Raw genomic sequence first — 17,385 nt, forward strand, 5'->3', positions numbered from 1 at the left:
CTGCTCAGACGACGCGCGGCGTCCAGCCGCTGTCGTCCCAGAAGCGGAGCTGGCGGGACTTGGTGGGGTGCGCGACACGGGGCCCGGTCGGCTCGCCCAGGATCAGCGTGCTCGGCCGGTCCGGCGAGAACACCGGCCAACCCGGGTCCCCCGTGCGGGCGAAGGACGCCACCGCGTCCATGAACGCGTTGCTGACCCCGCGTTCACCGAGCCCGTCCCCGCACTCGGGGGCGTTGTCGGCGATCCCGTACGTGCCGAACAGGAACGGCGAGGTGTGCTCGTGCGGGGTGCCGAACCAGGGCGCCCGGGCCGGGTGCGCGAACTCCATCAGATACCCGGGCGCCGACCCCGCACGGGCATGCCGCTCGGCGAAGCGGATGTCCAGGTACCGGAAAAGCCCGTCGCCCCACACGTCGGTCCACAACGACACGGGATCCAGCGGCAGTCCGTCCGCGAGCGCCGCCGCCCGGTACGCGTCGAGGCACCCGTCCACCAGCGAGTCCGGCACCTCCGAAGCGCCCTTGAGCAGCACTCCGCGCACGGCCTCGCGCAAGGAGGCGTCGTCGGTCGGCGCCGGGGTGGGGATCGGCGAGCCGGGGCCGGTGTAGAAGGAGCCTTCCGTGCGGGTGTGGATGGAGAGCACCGGCAGCGCGGGTGTGGGGAGTTGATGGTCGAAGCCGTGCATCCAGCGCCCGTCGACGACCGGGCCCCGGTACTCGCGCCCGCTGCCCAGTACGCGTCCGGCCGGGCCGCCCGCGAAGAGCGCGCTCCAGGCGGCACGGAGCGCGTCGGCGGGGACCGTGCGCAATCCCCGTACGGAAGTGCCCAGTCGGGCCGCCAGCTCCTCGTACGCCCGACGCGCGTCCGGGACGGTCAGCGAGGTGGCGGGCTCCCAGACGTGGCAGGCGCTGATCGGGACGATCCGCCGCACGATGTTCCGTACGTCCGCGCGCAGCGCCAGCTGCCAGGCCGAGGCGCCGCCCGCCGAGGTGCCGCTGAGGGTGATGTTGTGCGGGTCGCCGCCGAACGCCTCGGCGTTCTCGCGCACCCAGCGCAGCAGGGCCGCCTGGTCCTGGAGGGCCCAGTTGGCGCAGTCGCCGGTGGCGTCGTCGGTCAGCTCCTCGTGGTAGCCGAAACCGAACGCTCCCAGGCGGTAGTTGAAGGTGACCACGACGAGGTCGCCGCGTGCGGCGAGCCTGCTGCCGTCGTACGTGGGCAAACTGCCCGCGCCGACCTGCCAGCCGCCGCCGTGGATGTAGACCAGGACCGGTCGGCGGCCGTGGGTGTCGGGGGTCCAGACGTTGGCGTAGAGCGCGTCCTCGCGGCTGTCCGGGTCGAGGACCTGGGTGAACGCGGGCGCGAACCGGGTGGCGTCGCGCACCTGCCGCCACGGCTGCGGCGGCCGGGGCGAGGCGAATCTGAGCGGCCCCACCGGGGGGCGCGCGTAGGGCACCCCCCGGAAGGCCACCGTCTCGCCGGTCCGCGCCCCGGCCACCGGCCCGGCGGAGGTGTGCGCCACCACCGGGCTCGGAGCGTTCGCGGCGGCCGTCCGGGTTCCGACGAGGGCCGCGCCCGCCGTGGCGGCGAGCACGGTTCTCCGCCGTATCGCGGGATTCGCCACCTCAGCCGCCCTCGGGCACGAACCGGATGCCGTAGTCGCGGATCCAGGTGTCGAGGTCGACCATGCGCTCCATCACGGCGCGCCCGCTGTAGGGGCCGCCGATCGAGTACGAGCCCTCGGGCTTCTCCAGGAGGCGGCGCAGCCCGGCCGGGTCGACGAGGTCCAGGACGGGCGAGTCGCCCGCCGCCAGGTCCGCGATCCGCCCGCGCAGGGCGCGCTCGTACTCGATGTCCTGGGTGGACGGGTACGGGCTCTTCTTGCGCTGCACGATCGAGGCGGGCAGCACGTCCTGCGTCGCCGCGCGCAGCAGGCTCTTCTCGCGGCCGTCGAACGTCTTCATCGCCCACGGGGTGTTGAAGACGTACTCGACCAGGCGGTGGTCGCAGAACGGCACCCGGACCTCCAGGCCCACCGCCATGCTGATCCGGTCCTTGCGGTCGAGCAGGAAGTTGACGAAGCGGGTCAGATGCAGATGGCTGATCTCCCGCATCCGTGCTTCCTGCGGGCTCTCGCCCGGGAGCGCCGGGACGTCGGCCAGGGCTTCCTTGTAGCGCTGGTCGATGTAGGCGCCGAGGTCGAGCCGGTCCCACAGGCCCGTGGTGCGCAGCGCGTCCTGTCCGCCGGCCCGGCGGTAGGGCAGATGCCAGGGGAAGGTGGCCGCCGAGACGGCCTCCGGGTCGTGGAAGTGGCTGTAGCCGCCGAAGAGTTCATCGGCGGACTCCCCGGACAGGGCGACCGTCGAGCGGGCCCGGACGGCCTGGAAGAGGAGGTAGAGCGAGTACTCCATGTCGCCGGTGACGGTCGGCAGGTCGAGCGCGCGCAGCACGGAGGCACGCACCTTCGGGCTGAGCAGTTCGGCGTTGTCGAGGACGATGTCCTCGTGGTCGGTGCCGATGTGCGCGACGGCCTCCCGTACGAAGGGCGCGTCCGGCGCCTCCCACACCGCGTTGGCCTCGAACCGCTCGGCGTGGCCGGTGAAGTCGACGGAGAAGGTGCGGATCCGCTTGCCCTCGGGGGCGAGTGCGCGGGCGGCGAGCGCGGTGACCGCACTGGAGTCCAGCCCGCCGGAGAGCAGCGAGCACAGCGGTACGTCGGAGACCAGCTGGCGGCGCACGATGTCGTCGAGCAGCTCGCGCACATGCCCGACGGTGGTGTCGAGGTCGTCGGTGTGCGGGCGCGACTCCAGCTGCCAGTACCGGATCTTCTGCACCCCGCGCCGGGATATGCGCACCATGGTGCCGGGCCGCACCTCGTACATGCCCCGGAACACGGCGTGTTCAGGAGTCATCGTCAGCCCGAACACCTCGCGCAGACCCTCGGCGTCGACGACCGCCTCGGCGAGCGGATGCGCGAGGATCGCCTTGGGCTCGGAGCCGAAGAGCACGCCGTCGTCGGTCGGGTAGTACAGGAGCGGTTTGACGCCCATCCGGTCGCGTACGAGCAGCAGTTCCTCGGTGCGGGTGTCCCAGATGGCGAACGCGAACATGCCGTTCAGGCGCTCGGCGAACGACTCGCCCCACTCCAGATAGGCCCGCAGCACCACCTCGGTGTCGCTGGCGGTGCGGAAGCGGTGGCCCCGGGAGGTCAACTCCTGCCGTAATTCGGGGAAGTTGTAGACCTCGCCGCTGTAGGTGATGACCGCCTGCGGGGTGCCGCTCTCCCCGGAGGTCATCGGCTGGCGGCCGCCCTCGATGTCGATGACGGCCAGGCGGCGGTGGCCGAGCGCCGCGTGCCGGTCGGTCCACACCCCGCCCGCGTCGGGCCCTCGGCAGACCATGGTGGCGGTCATGGCCCGGGCGCTGTCCTGGTGCTCGCTCACGTCGTGGGAGTAGCCGACCCACCCTGCGATGCCGCACATGTCTGGGACCCCTCTCTCGCCGTCAGGCGTACGTGTAGAAACGGCGGTGGTCGATGACCTCGGCGACCGTCTTGGTGTGCCAGGGGTAGAGCGGGGTGCTCGGGTCGGCGACCTCGGGGGTCGGCTCCTGCGGCAGGTAGTGCGGCACGTCCGGGTGCTGCTCCTGCCAGTCGCCCCAGATCTTGTCGATGAAGCAGTGGTGCAGGAAGAACACCGGGTCGTTGGGCGAGGAGATGTACATCATGTGCCCGCCCACCCACTGGTGCCCGGCGCCGTGCAGCTTCCCGGCCGGGGGCTCCCAGGCGAAGTTGGTGTAGCCCTCAAGGTGGTTTCTGAAGCTGTTGTACGGGGGTGTGCTGCCGGAGGTGTAGTTCCACGGCGGGCAGTCGTAGACCGGCAGGTCCATGGTCTGCTGCAACTGCTGGGGCGAGGGCAGCGAGGGCAGCTTCTGACCGATGCGGCGGATCAGGAACTTGCGGTCGTCCACGGTGTAGTGGCCGTTCAGCGCCGGGCTCTCGGGGCCCTCGGGCTGCACGTTGACCTTCAGCTCCCACCCGTTGGGGTAGGCGAACGGGCCGGTCATCACCATGCCGTCGTCCGGACGCCCGTCACCGCCCATGAAGTCGTCCTGCCACAGCGGCGAGTCCTTGGACTGGTCCATGGTCCAGTCCCAGTACGGCAGGGTCACCGACGGGTCGACCCGGCGCAGCTCCTTCTCGAACTCCATCAGGTACTGGCGGTGCCAGGGGAAGAAGCCGGGGTTGATGTGCCCGACCCGCTTGCCGGTGTCCTTGTCCAGGTAGTCCTGCGAGTTCACGTCGACGTGCAGCTTGACGAACCTGTCGTAGATCCCGCGCCGCTTGATCTCCAGGACGGCCTTGATGAACCGCCGCCGCTCGCTGCGCGACAGGTCCAGGTGGTTCCTGCGGACGTGCGTCATGGCCTTGTTCCTCAATCTCGCGGGATCACATGGAGTGGTGGGAGGCGGCGTCGCCGAGCGGTACGAGGTTGGCGCCGTGCAACTCGTCCACGGCGGCCCGCGCGGCGTGCAGCGGCGTCTTGGCGACCTCGTAGTGGCACAGGGCACTCAGATAGGCGCCCTCCCCGAGCTTCATCAGGGAAAGCGGCCTGCCGTCTATGGACACGGCGTGGTCGTTGCCCATCCGGGTGACCCGGATGGTGCGGCCCTTGTAGGTCTCGGTGTGGTCGTCACCGTGGGCGACGGGCGCGGCGGCGACGGCATCGCCGGACCCCGTCCCGTACACGGCGATCCCGGCGGCCCCGGAGAGCCCGGTGACAACGGTGGCGGCGACGGCGCCGCGCTTGATGACATCGCGACGGTTGAGCATAGGGCGACCTCTCGAAGATGGGGGTGGGGGGGCGCGGGCACCCGCGGTGCGGTACGGGTGCCCGCGCCCCTGACGCCCTTAGGGGCGCGGGGAACTGCGCGACCAGCCAGAGACGGCCCGCAGCCGATCAACTACGCAGCCCTACGGGCTACTTCTCCAGGCAGAACTCGTCGATGGGGTAACCGACATGCCGGTCCTCGCTGGGGAGGAAGCCAAGAACGGTGTCACCGGGCTTGAGCTCGGTGCTGTTGAGGACCACACCGCCGGGGCCGAGCACCCGTACATGCCAGTCGTCCTGAAGAATCAGATTCACCCGCTGCCCGTTGGGGGCAACCGCGTCGATCGAGATCAGCGGCCGGGACTCGATCTTCACGCGGCCCACGGTGACGAGCCGCGTCTGACCCTTGATGTCGACGGCCAGCACCTTGCTGCCCGCCTTCAACTCACTGAGGTAGTTGGTCCGCTCGTCCTTGGACAGCGTGTACGAGTGGATCGCCCCCGCGTTGACCCGGAACGGCCGCGTCGGCATGTACGGCAGCGGATGCGTCTCGCTGACGCACAGGATCATGCCCTTGGAGTGCGAGCCGACCAGGATGCCCTCGTCCTCGCGGAAGTACGTGCAGGTGTCGACGCAGGCGCGCTCGCCCATGCCGATGTGCTCGGTCTTCTCGACGGTGAGCTCGACGAGGTCCAGGTCGGGCACGTCGGCGGTCGCGGCGGCCTTCAGCTTGGCCGCGTCACCGACCGACGCCGGCGCCATCATCACGCCGTCGGAGCCGTGCTCCAGGACACCGAAGATGATCTCGGCCTCCTCCACGTCCTTGGCCACCGTGATCATGCTGCCCTTGGCGCGCGCGGCGGCCGCGATCACGATCTCCAGCGGGATCTTGGTGGGGTCGCGGAAGAGCAGCACGCTCCACTTCTCGGTGCGCGCCGACTCGCAGGCGTCCTCCAGGGTGGGCGCGTCGATGATCTCCACGAAGCGCCCGAACTCGATGTCCGGGTACGTCAGGGCGAGTTCGGCGGGGGTGACGCCGTGCACGGCCGGGTCCACGATGACCACGGAGGCGTCGCCGAACTCGGCGGGCAGCTCCTTGCGCGGCAGCAGCACCTTGGTCAGCGTCGGCGGCAGGTCGGCGAAGTCGGCGGGGTCCTCGGCGACGATGCCTTCGAGCCGGTAGTGCAGGGCCTCCTGGAGGATGGCCTCCTTGGCGTCGCCGAGCGAACGGGCGTCGAGCCAGCTGATCTTCATGGGGAGAACTCCTCTTAAGAGACGGTGGTCAACGGGGCGGTGCGGTCATCGGCGGGCGCGTTGGGCGCCGGTACGTGGTCGGCCGGCACCTCGCGGCGCGCGGCGGGGTGGATGAGGCGGGACACCTTGGCGGCCATGGCCCCGGGGTCCGGCGCGAGGAAGACGTTGCGGCCCATCGCGACCCCGGACGCGCCGCCGCGCAGCGCCTCGTCCACATAGGCGAGTACGCGCTTCTCGTCGGGTTCGCGGGGGCCGCCGACCACGACGAGGGGGACGGGCGAGGCGCTGGTGATGTCGCGCATCTCGCCGATGGTCTCGGCGCAGACGGTCTTGACGATGTCGGCGCCCAGATCGGCGGCGAGCGAGGCCGCGTGCGCGATCAGCGCCGGGTCACGGGGGTTGGTGATCTTCGGGCCGCGCGGATACATCATGGCCAGCAGCGGAACGTTCCAGCGGTCGCAGGCGTCGCCCACCGCAGCCAGGTCCGCGATCTGCTGCCGCTCCTGGGCGGAGCCCAGGTTGACGTGCACGCTGACCGCGTCCGCGCCGAGCCGCAGGCACTCCTCGACGCTGGCGACCAGGTACTTCTCGTCCGGGTCGGGGGCGTGCACGGTGCTGGCACTGAGATGCACGATCAGCGACGTACGGGCGAAGCGGGCCGAGTCGACATAGCGCAGGCTGCCCTTGTGCAGCACCACGGCGTCCACGCCGTTCACGGCGAGCTGCCCCACCAGATGGTCGAGCCGGTTGCCGCCGGTCACCGGGCCGTCGGTGATCGAGTGGTCGAGCGGCACGATCAGCAGCCGCTCGCCGCCGTGGCGGTGCAGCCGCCGCAGCCGCAGCTTCCGGGCGAAGGAATGGGTCAACATCATCGAAACCTCCCCTGTGGGGGTCAGGCCGGTACGGGTGTGGTGCACCCGGGTGCGGCGTCGAGCTGGGCGAGACCGAATTCGTCGTGCAGTACCTGAGCTGCGCGTACGGCGTCGTCGTCCGGGACGGTCACCGAGATCCGCATCTGCGAGGCGGAGACCGAACTGGGCGTAATGGCGGCGGACTTGAGGCAGGTGAGCAGGCGCGCGGTGCTGTCCGGGCGGCTGAGCAGTCCCGTACCGACGAGGGACAGCTTGGTGATGTTCGCGTCGCATTCGAGCGGGCGGCCCGGGGGTCCGGAGCGACGGGTCAGGAAATCACGGAGCGGCTTCACGTCGTCGGTGTGCACGGTGATGCCGATGCTGACCCCGGTGCTCTCGTCGGAGAGCGCCGCCATGTCGACGGGCAGGGACTCCTCGGCCAGGAACGCGAAGACATCGGCCGCCGCGTCCACGTCCCCCGCGTCGAAGCGCAGGTTCACCCGGGCCACGTCGGAATCGAGCACCACTCCGGTGACGGTCGTGCGTGATTCGAGCATGTCGCTTTTCGTCTCCTCCCTGGCAGCGATCACGGTTCCGGGTCCGGTCCGTACGGAGTGCCGGACATGGATGTCGACACCCCGGAGCGCTGCTAGTTCCACGGCACGTGCGTGCATGACTTGCGCGCCGGCGAACGACATCTCGGCCATGACGCCGACGTCGACGACCGGCAGGATCGAAGCGGAGGGCAGGATGCGGGGATCGGCAGTGAAGACACCGTCGACGTCGGTGTAGATCTCGCAGTGGGCGGCGCCGAGTTCGGCGGCCACGGCGACCGCCGTGGTGTCCGAACCGCCGCGCCCCAGCGTGATGACATCGCGCCGGTCGGTCAGCCCCTGGAACCCGGCGACCACCGCCACCGCGCCCCGGTCCAGTACGTCGTTGATCGCCTCGGTGTCGACGGCGACGATCACGCCTCGGCCGTGCGCGCCGGTCGCGAGGATTCCGGTCTGCGCGCCGACGAGGGAGACGGCCGGGACGCCGATCCGGTGCAGGGCCATGGCGAGTACGGCCGCCGACGCGCTCTCTCCGGTCGCGAGGAGCTGGTCGGTCTCGCGGTCGCCCGCGTCCGCCCCCACCGAGTGGGCGAGGCTGAGCAGTTGGTCGGTCATGTCGCCCCGGGCGGAGACGACGACGGCCACCGGCTGTCCGCTGCCGTATACGGCCGCTACGCGCTCGGCCACCGCACGGACCTGCCCCAGCGAGGCGAGCGAGCTGCCGCCGTACTTGTGCACCACGGGCGGGACGCCGCCCGCGCCGTTCGGGAGAACCATGAAGCAGTCCTTTCCTGCGGATTCGGCGAGGCCGTTGCCTGGTTCCCCGTGCCGTGCTGTGCCGGCCCCACCGCCGAAGACGCTCCCGTGGACCGGTATCGGCCAGGTTTCACGCGGATATCGCGATGCGCATGGCGCGATAACGCACACGAAACGTGCCGCGAACGCATGCGAAATGCCCCGCGCCTTGAGGCACGGGGCATTCTCCGGAGGTGCGGTGATCAGGCCCGGGACAGCGGATATCAGGCCTGGGACAGCCTCAGCGCCGCCTGGAGGCGGAGGTTGGACTGCTGGAGGCTGTTCAGCCGGGTGCGGATCGCCCCGGACTGCTCGCTGCGCGCGCTCTTGAGCGTACGCAGCGAAGGCTGGCGGACCAGCGAGAGCGAGGCGGCTGAGGACGGGCGGACCGGGACCGGCGCCGCCGGCCGCCGGGGGCCGTCCAGGGACGGATCCTCCACCAGGATCGCCTGCTCCAGGGCGCGCAGCGATTCCCCCGGGTCGATGCCCAGCTCCACCGAGAGGAGCGTGCGGGTCTCCCGGAACTGCCGCAGCGCGTCCGCCTGCCGCCCCGAGCGGTACAGCGCCAGCATCAGCTGGGCGCACATCTGCTCGCGATACGGGTTCTCGGCGACCTGCCGGTACAGCTCCCCGACCACCTTGCGATGGCGGCCCATCTGCAGCTCCAGGTCGACGCACTCCTCCAGGACGGAGAGCTGCTCCTCGCGCAGCATCGTCGCGGCCTGCCGCAGCACCCGGCTCTCAAGTCCCGCCGCCACAGGCCCCTTCCACTGTGCGAGCGCCGAGCGGAACAGGTCCACCGCCTGCTCGGGATGGCCGTCCCGGGCGGCCCTGCGGCCGAGGCCCGCGAGGTGCTCGAAGCGGGCCAGGTCGAGTGCGGTGTGCGGCAGCCGGATGCGGTATCCGGCCGGATGGGTCTCGATGATGTCCCCGATGCCGCCGCCCACGAACTGGCGGCGGATGGCGGAGACGCAGATCCTCACCTGCCCCTTGGCGGAGGCGGGCGGGGTGTCCTCCCAGATGGCCTCCAGGAGCCGTTCGATCGGTACCACGCGGTCCGCTTCGAGTAACAGCGTGGCCAGCAGGGCCTGTTGGCGGAAGCCGCCGAGGCGGACCTTGTGGCCCGCGCACTCGACTTCGAGCGGCCCCAGTATTCGGAAGGTGAACGGTTCTTGGTCGCGCGCTGACTGCATTGGGCTGAGCCCCTCCCCACGTCGGCGGTGCACCATCACTTTTCGTCCCCCCAAAAGAAGCCGGTCCGTCGTGGCGGCCGGCCTCCGGGTGCGGCGGTCCGGCCCGGCCAATGCGGTAGCCGGGCGGAGCGCGTACAGCAGGATTTCAGATCGTCGTTGGAGCCTGGGTGGAGGCACCCGGTTGCGGTGCTGCCGGGGCCGGTGCTTCGGCGGGTGCGGGCTTGTTGATCCGCAGGGAGAGCGCCAGCATGCCCATGGCGAGCACACCGACGGTCAGCGCCGCGTAGCCCACGCCGTGCGCACCGCCGAGCGAGAAGCCGGAGGCGCCCGCGACACCGCCGAGGCTGATGCCGATGTAGATCGTGCTCTGGTGCAGTCCGAGGACCATCGGCGCGGACTGCGGTGCTGCGGCGACCGTGCGCAGCTGCTGCGGCACGTTGATCATCCAGTGGCACACGCCCCACGCGGCGGCCAGCACGAAGGCCGCGGCCATGTTGCGGGCGAGCAGCGGCGTGAGGGTGGCGGCCACCACCAGCAGCGGAGCCCCGAACCGGATCGTGCGTACCGCGCCGATACGGTCGGTCAGGCGTCCGGTGAGGAGGTTGCCCGAGACCGCGCCGATGCCGAAGCAGAGCAGGATCAGCGAGGTGCGGCCCGCGTCGCCGTCGGTCGCCTGGTCCATCACCTGGTCCACGTAGTTGTAGACGGTCCAACTGGTGCTCAGGCACAGCAGCGTGGCGAGCAGGGTGACCAGCACCTTCGGCTGGCCGAGCGGCGCGAGCCGGGCGCGCAGGGTCGTCGCGGCCTGGCCCGGCAGGTCGGGGATGGTCGACGCGATGCCGACGGTGGCGACCACGGTGAGACCCACCACCAGCCACAGCGTGGCGCGCCACCCGGCCTGGTCGCCCAGCCAGGCGCCGAGCGGAAGCCCGAGCACGATGGCCGCGGTGAGCCCGCCGACCACCAGGGCGGTGGCCCGGCCGCTGCGCTCGGGCGGGGTCATCGCCCGTGCTGTGGCAAGGGAGTTGGCGGTGTACATCGAGGCACCCGCTCCGGCCACCACACGGCCGAGCATCGCCCACGTATAGCCCTCGGCGACCGCGGTGAGCGCGTTGCCGACGGCGAAGACGGTGAGCGCGCCCAGCAGCAGCTGGCGGGGCGGGCGGTGGCCGGTCGCGGCGGCCAGCATCGGCCCGCCGATCGCGTACGCCAGGGCGAACGCGGTGATCAGCCAGCCGGCGGTGGTCCGGGCCACGCCGAAGTCGTCGGCCATCGGATCGAGGATGGGCGCGATGACGAAGGTGTCGACGCCCATCGCGAAGTTTCCTACCGCGAGGACGAGTAATCGCAGACGCACAGTGGCTCCTTGAGTGGGTACGGGGAGGGGGACACGGGTGGGGTCACCCGTCGGGCAGGAGCTTGAGTCCGGCGTTGCGGCCGAGGCCCAGCCGGTCGATGAGTTCGATGCACAGCAGCGCCATCTGCTCCAGGACGCGCGCGTTGTGCAGGTCCCCGGCGTCGAGGCCGCGCAGCCCCGCCCGGTCGATCAGCTCGATCACGGGGATCTTGGCCTCGTAGTCGTCGCCCGCCACGAACACGTCGAGGTGGGCGCCGTCGAGCCGGCCGGAGAACAGGGTGGCCGCGCACGAGGTGTTGAACGCCTTGACCACGGACGCCTGCGGCGCGGCCTCGGCGATCAGCTCCGTCATGCTGGTGGCGGGCGTGCGGTCCGGCAGTGCCCCGGCCGCCTCCACCGGGTTGGTGGTGTCGATGAGGATCTTCCCGGCGAGCGCCGATCGGTGCTCACCGACGAAGCCGAGCACGTCGTCGGCGCCCACGGCGAGGGTGATGAGCTCGGCGCGCAGGGCGCTGGCGACGTCCCGGGCGACGACCGTGCCCGGGGCGCCCGCGCCCGCGTCGGCCGCCGCCCGCACCGCGCGGTCCCCGCACCGGTCGGCGAGCTGCACGGTCTCCCCGGCCCGGGCGAAGAGATGGGCGGTGGCCCGGCCCATCGGGCCCGCGCCGATCACGCTGATGTTCACGCCGGGACCTCGCTGCGCCGTGCCTGGGGGGCGATGTTGTGGTTCACGCGGAAGAGGTTGGCGGGGTCGTACCGCTCCTTGAGCGCGGCGAGCCGGTCGTACGCGTCGGGGGTGAAGGCGCTGCGCACATGGTCGGCCCCCGCCGAGGCGTCCAGGAAGTTGAGGTATCTGCCCCCGGTGGCCCACGGCGCCATCGCGTCGACGAGGAGGTCGTCGGGGCCCGCCCCCATGTCCCGGGGGCCGCCGGGGGCGACGGTGAAAAGGCAGTAGTCGGCGTCCCGGTTGCCCACCGCGTTGTCGTGCCGCACCGGGTTCGCGAGCGCGCCGCCGAGGTGGCGCAGCTCGACCAGGCCGAGCGTGCACCCGGAGTCGGGACCCGCGTGCGCGAGCAGCCGGTCGGCGGCCTCGCGGTCCAACGGGCCGAGCATCGCGGTGCGTTCGTGATACGCGTACGGAACGGTCGGGTCGCCGTGCACCGAGGCGATCTCCGTGTACGGCATCTCCCGTACGGTGTCGAGCAGCCGGGGGCCCGCCTCGCGCAGCGTCCACACCAACTGCTCGCCGTCCCGGGCCGAGCCGGTGAACGCGATCCGCACCTGGGTGACGAAGCGCCCGCGCAGCTCATCGGGCAGCGCCGGGTCGTCCGGGAAGCGGACCAGGGCTATCGAGGAGGTCATCTCGCGCGGCACCCGGGCGGTCCATTCCAGCCAGGTGCGCAGCACCTCCGGGGCCAGCGCCCCGTCGAAGCTGAGGCACCCCCCGTACAGCCTGCGCACCGGCATCAGGCCGATCTCCAGCGAGGTGACCACACCGAAGTTGCCCTTGCCGCCGCACAGCCCCCAGAACAGCTCGGGCTCGCGCTCCTCGTCGACCACGCGTATCCCGCCGTCGGCGGTCACCACGTCGATGCTGCGGATGTGGTCGGCCGCGTAGCCGAAGGTGCGGGCCAGCACGGCGAGGCCGCCGCCGAGGGAGTACGAGACGGCGCCGACCAGCGGGGACGAGCCGTTGAGCGGCGCCAGGCCGAACGCGGCGCCCTCGTGGATGACCTGCTCCCAGCGCACCCCGGCCTCGATGCGCGCGCTGCCCCGCTCGGGCGCGATGCGCAGCCCGGTCATCCGCCGGGTGGAGATCAGCACCGCGCCGTCGGCGGCCATGGCCGGGCCGTGGCCGGTCGCCTGCACCGCCACCGGCAGCTTCCGGGCGGCCGCGAACCGGACCGCCGCCGCCACGTCCGCCGCTCCCGTCGCCCCGACGATCAGCGCGGGCCGGTGCTCAAGGAGCGTGTTGAAGCCCGCGCTCTCCTCGGCGTGGCCCGGCTGCCCGGGCAGCAGTACGGGCCCGCGCACGGCGGCGGCGAGCCCGGCCGCCTCGTCGGCGCCTATGGGCGGGGTGTGCTGGACGGCGGATCGCACGGCAGAAGCCTCCTGTGTCGGCAGGGGAGCCCGGGCCGCCGACGGCGACCCTGTGCGTAAATCGTCGGCGCAGGGGCACCGCCGCCTCCATCCCGAGATGTGGGTGTCCTCACGGCGGGACCCCCCTCAAGTGAGGGGGTGTGCGCGGGGGTTGCAGTGGGGGAGCATGGAGGGACGACTCGCACGCAACGAGACGCGTAGGTGCCGAGTCGCGCACCCGACGAGGAGTGACCGGTCCCGTGACTGCGCCCAGGAACGCGAACGCGAGCACCGCCCGAGCCATCGACGCGCTCCTGGCGGACATCCGCACGGCCCCGGACGCCCTCGCGCTCTTCGCCACGGCCTCCGACCATCTGCGCCGGCTGCTGCCGTACGACGCGGCGGTGTGGCGGGCCACCGACCCGGTGACCGGCATGATGACCTCGCCGATCCGGGTGGAGAACCTGACGCCCGAGGGCTGTTCGGTGTACTGGGAGTCCGAGCTGCTCACCGAGAACATCAACCTGTTCCGCGATCTGGCCCGCGCCACCGTGCCGGTGGCCGGGCTGCGCGAGGCGACCGGCGGGCTGCCCGGCCGCAGCACGCTCTACCGCGACTTCCTCGCGCCGCGCGGCCTGGACGACGAGCTGCGCGCGGTGCTGCGGGTGGGCGGCCACCCCTGGGGCCAGGTCAGCCTGTTCCGGGCGCAGGGCGCGCCGGCGTTCGGCGCCGACGACACCTTCGTCGTACGGGAGTTGTCGGCGGCGATGGCCAAGCGGCTGCGCTCGTTCACCGAGCCCTCCGCCGAGCCGACCCCGAGCCGAGGCCCGGGCCCCGGCCTGCTGCTCTTCGACGCGGGCGGCCAGCTCCTGTCCGTCAACGACGAGGCGCGCGAGCTCCTGGACGACCTCGTCCCCGGCCCCACGACCCCGACCCCCCTGGGCGTCCGCGTACCGGCGTGGATGCACAGCACGGCGAGCAAGGCGCGGGCGATCGCGGCGGGTTGGGACAAGGGGAGCGCCCGCGTCCGGGTGCGCAGCAAGGGCGGCCGCTGGCTGGTCTGCCACGCCTCGTGCCTGCGCGGCGCGGACGGCGAACTGGGTGTGTCGGCGGTGGTGATCGAGCGCGCGTCGATCTCGGAGGTCGCCCCGCTGATGGTGAAGGCGTACGAACTGACCGACCGCGAACTGGAGATCACCCAGTACATCGCGCGGGGCCTGGGCACGGCGGAGATGGCCGGGAAGCTGTTCCTCTCCCCGCACACGGTCCGCGACCATGTGAAGGCGATCTTCGAGAAGGTGCGGGTGTCGAGCCGGGGCGAGCTGGTGGCGAAGCTGTTCACGGAGCACTACGCGCCGCTGGCGGAGGAGTCTGAGGAACGGGTGTGGGGGTGAGGGCGCGGCTCGACGGGCGTCCGGGATGGTTCCCGGGCGGCCCGGGAACGGCTTGAAGTCGCCGTACACACCTCCCACTCATCTCTTCCACACAATCCACACATGTGTTTGACTCAGAAAGTCCGAAAGGGCTCGGAAGGCTGGTGGCGGACGCGCCCGGGGGGAGGCTGTCGTGGCGAAGAGGACGTCCGCTGCGGCGGCACGGTGGGGAGCGGGCGACTCCGGAGCGCTGGAGATCCTCGAACTGCTCGCCGCGCAGGCGCCGTTGCAGGAGATCGACGAGGTGCTGCTGCGCGTCCACGACCGGGGTGCGTCGGCCGACGAACTGGCGCGGATCCATCGGGCGGGACGGCTGGGCCGCACCGTACACGGCCTGCTGAGCGGCCGCCGACGACGTGAACTCGACCTGGCCGCCCTCATCGAGACCTCGCGCGACCTGATGGGCGCGTGCGATGTGGACGGCCTGCTGAGGGTGGTGGCACAGAGGGCCCGCCAACTCCTGGACGTGGACGTGGCGGTGGTGACCCTGCTGACGTCGAAGGACGGCGATTCGGTCGTCCGGGCGTCGGCCGGAGTCTGCAACTCCTTCCACACGGGCATCCAGTTGACGGGTGGCCGTGGCATCGGCGCGGTGGTCCGGGCCACCGGCGCGCCGTTCTGGACGTCCGACTACCTGACCGAGCCGGACATCGACCACGACCCGGCGCTCGACGCGATGGCGGCCCGCGAGGGCGTGCGCTCGGTCCTCGCCCTGCCGCTCCACCACGACGGCGGCAGCGTCGGCGTGCTCTACCTCGGCCAGCGCGAGGTCCGCCCCTTCGAGCCCGCCGAGGTAGCCCTGATGGGCTCGCTGACGGACCTGGCGGCTGTGGCCATCGACAAGGCCCAGTGGGTGGAGCTCTACAACGCCGAGGTGGCCAAGCTGGAGGAGCACAGCGCGCTGGCGATGGAGACGATCGAGGCGGAGCGCCGACTGGAGGTGGTACGCGACCACATCCTGGGCCTGGCCCTGTCCGCCCGGGGCCTGGCGGCGCTGGCGGACGAGGTCGGCATCCTCCTGGACGGCGAGGCGATCGTCCGCGACCACCAGGGCGGCGTGGTGGCAGGCCGCGAGTCCGCCTTCCCGGCCCCCCAACTCCCCGCCCCGGCCCCGTCTCCCCGCCCCCCGGTCCTCCTGGACGGCGGAGTCTGGCAGGCGTCGGTCTGGGCGGGCACGACGTGGCTGGGCCACCTCCTGTTCCGCCCCCGCACCCCCCTGGACCCGGAGGGCGAACGCATCCTGGCCTACACGGCACAGGCGTCGGCGGTGGCGCTGCGGATGCGGGCGGGGGCGTCGGAGCTCATTGGGCCGCATTGAGGGATCGGCCCCGCCGGGGCGAAGCCGGTCGTCTCAGGGTTCGCCCAACACGCGTCGGGCGTCGGCGACGACCCGGTGAGCCTCGGCCCCGTAGACCGCGGACTCGCTCAGGGTCTGCCATACCCGGAGATAAGTGGCGACGCTGTCGGCGTCGTCGATCCACAGCTCGGCGTGCCAGTCCTCCACGACCACGAGCCGCTCGTCGTAGACCCAGAAGCTGTTGCCCGGCCAGATCTTCAGCGACGCCGTGAAGGGGACGATGCCCAGCTCCACGGTGTCCAGGCCGATGACGCCGGAGAGGTGGTGCAGCTGGGCGGCGAGCACGGACGGCGGGCAGACCAGGGACCGCAACGCGCCTTCCCACATCATGATCCGGTACTTCCGGCCCGGCCGGTACAGCCCTTCCTGCCGCTGGATCCGGGCGCGTACGGCGTCCTCGGTGTCTCGCGGCGACCGCATCAGGTCGGCGTGCCGGTTGAAGGTGTGCCGGGCGTACTCGGGGATCTGCACCATGCCGGGGACGAGGACGTTCTCCCAGATGGTCAGGACGCGTGTCCGCTCGTGCTCCACCGTGACGGCGTCCTGCACGGGCCGGTGTCCCGAGGCGAGTTGGCGACGCCACGACCGGATGTGCGACTCGAACCCCCGCAGCCGGGCGAGCAGTTCTTCATAGGTGCCGGGCTGTCCGGTTCCATCCGCCCAGGCCCGCAGGTCCTCGGCTGTCGCCGTCTGTTTGCCGTTCTCCAGCTTGCTGATCTTGACCTTGGTCCATCCCGACCCGAGCCGCTCAGCGAGCTGAGTACCGGTGAGCCGACCTTCAGGCGCCGTGAACCGGAGTTCCCGGAGCCGGATCCCGAGATCCTCGCGCGCTTTCTGGTAGTCCGTGCTCACCGGTACTCACCTGCTTACTCCTCCTTCGCGGCCAGCTCGGCCACAAATTGCCTGTTCGGGGTGGCGTAGTGCTGCGCCACGTCACGCAGCCGGTTGTACTGGTTGACGCGCGCCGGTTCGGTGATCAGCTCGGCGCCCGTGAGGTTGTCGTCGTCATCGAACAGGCACAGCGCGACGATGTGGGAGTCGAAGATCCAGAAATCCTCGTCCGGAAGGTCTGCACGCCTGGCCTCGTCGCGCCACATGTTCCGGACTTCCTCACCGAGCTCGGTGTTGTGCTCGGCATGCGCCAGCAGGTACAGCTGGCCCTCGGTCGGCGGGTTGTCGACGATCCGGACGCGCCCGACGTACGCGCCATCCCGCGTCTTGGCGCCGATCGTACGAGCCCACGGTGAGTCCATGTCCCATGTCGGCGTCTCACCCCGGGCGAATTGGGCGTAGGTATCGGTCGCCTGGTCCGACGCGTAGCCCTTGCGCATCTCCAGGTGCCAGGCGCTGTGCCGGAAGTTCTCGAACATTCGGGCAAACGTGTCCGGGCCGAGGACGCGCGGTTCGGTGTCCCGGTCCTTGGGACCGAAGTCGATCAGCGTGTTGCGCGGCACCACGACCGGGATCTCGTCCTCGTCCAGGTGCTGGAGCTGGGCGATGTCCTCGGGGTCGGTGAGCCGGGGGCCGTGCACGATGACCTCACCCGTGTCCAGGTCTTCGTGCACAGCGGGACAGGAGCCGCCACCACTGCCGGTGCCGTTGAAGCGCAGCCGTCGCGCCATGATCAGTTCCTTTCGTCGAGGACTGATCCCGTAAGCATCATGCAGACCAACGCCCCGTGGGTCC

Annotated in this window: 15 protein-coding genes; 2 read left to right on the forward strand and 13 right to left on the reverse strand. The window is 71.4% G+C overall.

Annotation, left to right across the window (positions count from 1 at the left end; genetic code table 11):
* Positions 1–4: 4 nt before the first annotated feature.
* From ACT1U9_RS17965 to ACT1U9_RS18015, 11 genes are all read right to left on the reverse strand, one after another.
* On the reverse strand, positions 5–1,591 hold the full coding sequence (locus ACT1U9_RS17965) for a carboxylesterase/lipase family protein (protein ID WP_444533741.1): 1,587 nt from the start codon (positions 1,589–1,591) through the stop codon (positions 5–7).
* Positions 1,592–1,622: 31 nt separating this feature from the next.
* Positions 1,623–3,479, reverse strand: a complete 1,857-nt coding sequence (gene asnB, locus ACT1U9_RS17970) for an asparagine synthase (glutamine-hydrolyzing) (RefSeq protein WP_444533742.1) — start codon at positions 3,477–3,479, stop codon at positions 1,623–1,625.
* Between the two features lie 22 nt (positions 3,480–3,501).
* On the reverse strand, positions 3,502–4,419 hold the full coding sequence (locus tag ACT1U9_RS17975) for a tyrosinase family protein (RefSeq protein WP_444533743.1): 918 nt from the start codon (positions 4,417–4,419) through the stop codon (positions 3,502–3,504).
* A 25-nt stretch (positions 4,420–4,444) separates the two neighbouring features.
* Positions 4,445–4,828, reverse strand: a complete 384-nt coding sequence (locus ACT1U9_RS17980; RefSeq protein ID WP_188277157.1) for a tyrosinase family oxidase copper chaperone — start codon at positions 4,826–4,828, stop codon at positions 4,445–4,447.
* A gap of 148 nt (positions 4,829–4,976) precedes the next feature.
* A complete protein-coding gene (gene griH / locus ACT1U9_RS17985) occupies positions 4,977–6,080 on the reverse strand; it encodes a 3-amino-4-hydroxybenzoic acid synthase (protein ID WP_444533744.1) in 1,104 nt (367 codons plus the stop codon).
* A gap of 14 nt (positions 6,081–6,094) precedes the next feature.
* Complete coding sequence (locus tag ACT1U9_RS17990) at positions 6,095–6,952, reverse strand: 2-amino-3,7-dideoxy-D-threo-hept-6-ulosonate synthase (protein WP_444533745.1); 858 nt, start codon at positions 6,950–6,952, stop codon at positions 6,095–6,097.
* Between the two features lie 20 nt (positions 6,953–6,972).
* Positions 6,973–8,262 (reverse strand): aspartate kinase, encoded by a 1,290-nt coding sequence (locus ACT1U9_RS17995; protein WP_444533746.1) that lies wholly within the window; start codon positions 8,260–8,262, stop codon positions 6,973–6,975.
* 242 nt (positions 8,263–8,504) lie between these two features.
* Positions 8,505–9,473 (reverse strand): BTAD domain-containing putative transcriptional regulator, encoded by a 969-nt coding sequence (locus tag ACT1U9_RS18000; protein ID WP_444533747.1) that lies wholly within the window; start codon positions 9,471–9,473, stop codon positions 8,505–8,507.
* 145 nt (positions 9,474–9,618) lie between these two features.
* Positions 9,619–10,830, reverse strand: coding sequence for an MFS transporter (locus ACT1U9_RS18005; protein WP_444533748.1), 1,212 nt, complete (start codon positions 10,828–10,830; stop codon positions 9,619–9,621).
* A gap of 43 nt (positions 10,831–10,873) precedes the next feature.
* Entirely contained in the window at positions 10,874–11,515 is a 642-nt protein-coding gene (locus tag ACT1U9_RS18010) for an NADPH-dependent F420 reductase (RefSeq protein ID WP_444533749.1), read from the reverse strand.
* The gene (locus ACT1U9_RS18015) at positions 11,512–12,930 is read right to left on the reverse strand and encodes an FAD-binding protein (RefSeq protein ID WP_444533750.1); all 1,419 of its coding nucleotides are present in this window, start codon (positions 12,928–12,930) and stop codon (positions 11,512–11,514) included. The genes ACT1U9_RS18010 and ACT1U9_RS18015 overlap by 4 nt, the downstream gene beginning before the upstream one ends.
* A gap of 239 nt (positions 12,931–13,169) precedes the next feature.
* On the opposite strand from ACT1U9_RS18015, the gene ACT1U9_RS18020 reads away from it, so the two are divergent.
* Positions 13,170–14,303, forward strand: a complete 1,134-nt coding sequence (locus ACT1U9_RS18020) for a LuxR C-terminal-related transcriptional regulator (protein ID WP_444533751.1) — start codon at positions 13,170–13,172, stop codon at positions 14,301–14,303.
* A gap of 172 nt (positions 14,304–14,475) precedes the next feature.
* Positions 14,476–15,660, forward strand: coding sequence for a GAF domain-containing protein (locus ACT1U9_RS18025; protein ID WP_444533752.1), 1,185 nt, complete (start codon positions 14,476–14,478; stop codon positions 15,658–15,660).
* 33 nt (positions 15,661–15,693) lie between these two features.
* On the opposite strand, the gene ACT1U9_RS18030 is transcribed toward ACT1U9_RS18025, so the two are convergent.
* Together ACT1U9_RS18030 and ACT1U9_RS18035 are read right to left on the reverse strand one after the other, a co-directional pair.
* A complete protein-coding gene (locus tag ACT1U9_RS18030) occupies positions 15,694–16,551 on the reverse strand; it encodes a helix-turn-helix domain-containing protein (RefSeq protein ID WP_444533753.1) in 858 nt (285 codons plus the stop codon).
* Positions 16,552–16,565: 14 nt separating this feature from the next.
* Positions 16,566–17,321, reverse strand: coding sequence for a DUF6879 family protein (locus ACT1U9_RS18035; RefSeq protein ID WP_361433907.1), 756 nt, complete (start codon positions 17,319–17,321; stop codon positions 16,566–16,568).
* Positions 17,322–17,385: the final 64 nt, after the last annotated feature.

This window comes from Streptomyces sp. BR1, from assembly GCF_052373795.1.
GTDB lineage: Bacteria > Actinomycetota > Actinomycetes > Streptomycetales > Streptomycetaceae > Streptomyces.

Bases quoted from the DNA above. Each gene is read 5' to 3' on its own strand.
- asnB (WP_444533742.1), bottom strand. From the start codon at position 3,479: ATGTGCGGCATCGCAGGGTGGGTCGGCTACTCCCACGACGTGAGCGAG.
- ACT1U9_RS17975 (WP_444533743.1), bottom strand. From the start codon at position 4,419: ATGACGCACGTCCGCAGGAACCACCTGGACCTGTCGCGCAGCGAGCGG.
- ACT1U9_RS17980 (WP_188277157.1), bottom strand. From the start codon at position 4,828: ATGCTCAACCGTCGCGATGTCATCAAGCGCGGCGCCGTCGCCGCCACC.
- griH (WP_444533744.1), bottom strand. From the start codon at position 6,080: ATGAAGATCAGCTGGCTCGACGCCCGTTCGCTCGGCGACGCCAAGGAG.
- ACT1U9_RS17990 (WP_444533745.1), bottom strand. From the start codon at position 6,952: ATGATGTTGACCCATTCCTTCGCCCGGAAGCTGCGGCTGCGGCGGCTG.
- ACT1U9_RS17995 (WP_444533746.1), bottom strand. From the start codon at position 8,262: ATGGTTCTCCCGAACGGCGCGGGCGGCGTCCCGCCCGTGGTGCACAAG.
- ACT1U9_RS18000 (WP_444533747.1), bottom strand. From the start codon at position 9,473: ATGCAGTCAGCGCGCGACCAAGAACCGTTCACCTTCCGAATACTGGGG.
- ACT1U9_RS18035 (WP_361433907.1), bottom strand. From the start codon at position 17,321: ATGGCGCGACGGCTGCGCTTCAACGGCACCGGCAGTGGTGGCGGCTCC.